Below are 888 nucleotides of genomic sequence, written 5' to 3' on the forward strand. Positions count from 1 at the left end.
ATACCGTCGCCGACGACCGCGATACCAGAATCTCATCCAGATTGTCGCGCTGATCTCATCCAGATTGTCGCTCTACACACGTCAAAGCGGTCGGCTGTTTAGAGAGTTCCTGAGCAACTGGCAGCCATTTATCAATTGTCTCGGCGCTGGCATGGTGGCGACGAAGAAGGCTGACGAGTTCTATAGCCAAGGGCGATGCGCACTCCATCACAGCGGGCGACCGAAAAGATGACGGTCGGGGTCAGCGGCCCAATAATGCGCTTCGATAATGGTCAAATCACTGTGAACCGCACACTATTCCACACAGAATTGGAAGCGGAGTTTGATCGATATCTGGCAACCTTGGCCGGCCCGCACTCTGTAGATCTTCGAAAGAAGTTTCTCCTAAAAATGAACACCATATGTGGACTATAATAGCTGCGACGGCATCCGGTCCGTCGCACCTGCCAACTTTGGAACCCAAGCCGTTGCCGTCGTAGCATTCTCATAGACCAATATATCACCGGACGGCCTTTGCCGAAGCCCCAAACGAGAGTAAGGATAAGGTGCCGGAACACCTGACCTGACGTCCGAGCAGGGCTCTAGTAGCCGTTCGCAACGAGGCTCTCATACTCCGAGACAAAGTCCTTTCTCAGATAAAAGCTGAGATATGCGTTCTTTAAGGTGTCGAAATACGCCTCCTTGTCCTGAAAAGCATTCCGCACCATCAAAGGCGCGGCCGGCCCTTCGTCACTATGATAGTCGTTGTACTTTACAATATCAGCAAAGCTGAAGCCAAGCTTCTGCAGATCGCGATAAATCGCAGACCTGCTGACCTTGCCCCCAAGTTTTATCCAGTTTTGCGTTCGCTCCAGCGGTTTTTGGTTGCTGTTGTTGGTTCGGTAGCGG

Annotated in this window: 1 protein-coding gene and 1 pseudogene; one reads left to right on the forward strand and one right to left on the reverse strand. The window is 52.1% G+C overall.

What is annotated here, in order from left to right; translation table 11 throughout:
• On the forward strand, positions 1-232 hold a 232-nt coding region (locus tag CO667_RS35700; protein ID WP_210421759.1), incomplete at its 5' end, for a hypothetical protein.
• A gap of 349 nt (positions 233-581) precedes the next feature.
• On the opposite strand, the pseudogene CO667_RS34570 reads toward CO667_RS35700, so the two are convergent.
• Positions 582-888: pseudogene (locus CO667_RS34570) on the reverse strand (hypothetical protein); the annotation flags it as partial.

Source organism: Rhizobium sp. L43 (assembly GCF_002531725.1).
Taxonomy (GTDB): Bacteria; Pseudomonadota; Alphaproteobacteria; order Rhizobiales; family Rhizobiaceae; genus Rhizobium.